Genomic DNA, 880 nt, shown 5'->3' on the forward strand with positions numbered 1-880 from the left:
CGAGGCTGAAGCGGTAGAACGGCCGGCCGAGGGATTCGGCGATGGATTTGCCGACGCTGGTCTTACCCACGCCTGGCGGGCCGACCAGCAGCACGATGGAGCCGCTGATTTCGCCTTTATAGGCACCGACCGCGAGGAATTCGAGGATGCGGTCCTTGATGTCGTCGAGGCCGGCGTGGTGTTTGTCGAGGACTTTGCGTGCGTGCTTGAGGTCGAGTTTGTCCTCGCCGTAAACGCCCCACGGCACCGACGTCGCCCAGTCGAGGTAGTTGCGGGTGACCGCGTACTCCGGCGAGCCGGTTTCGAGGATCGACAGCTTGTTCATTTCCTCTTCGAGGCGTTTCTGCACCTGCGCCGGCAGGACTTTGCCTTCCAGGCGCTGCTCGAACTGTTCGAGGTCGGCGCTGCGGTCGTCCTTGGTCAGGCCGAGTTCCTGCTGGATGACCTTGAGTTGCTCTTTAAGGAAGAACTCGCGCTGATGCTCGCCGATCTTGCGGTTAACTTCGGCGGAAATCTCTTTCTGCAGGCGCGCGACCTCCACCTCCTTGCGCAGCATCGGCAGGACTTTTTCCATGCGCTTGAGCATCGGCACGCAGTCGAGCACTTCTTGCAGCTCATTACCTGTCGCCGAAGTGAGGGCGGCGGCGAAGTCGGTCAGCGGCGACGGGTCGTTGGGGCTGAAGCGGTTGAGATAGTTCTTCAGCTCTTCGCTGTACAGCGGGTTGAGCGGCAGCAGTTCCTTGATCGCGTTGATCAGCGCCATGCCGTAGGCCTTGACCTCGTCGGTCGGCTCGGTCGGCTGATGCGGGTATTCGACTTCCACCAGGTACGGCGGGCGATGGTGTTTGAGCCAGGTCTTGATGCGCACGCGGCTCAGGCC

The 880-nt window shown here is 61.8% G+C and carries 1 pseudogene; it reads right to left on the minus strand.

Going from position 1 to position 880, the window contains the following annotated elements:
- Positions 1-880: pseudogene (locus DBR24_RS33005) on the minus strand (LON peptidase substrate-binding domain-containing protein); the annotation flags it as partial.

The sequence above is a fragment of the Pseudomonas sp. HMWF006 genome (assembly GCF_003061205.1).
Taxonomy (GTDB): domain Bacteria; phylum Pseudomonadota; class Gammaproteobacteria; order Pseudomonadales; family Pseudomonadaceae; genus Aquipseudomonas; species Aquipseudomonas monsensis.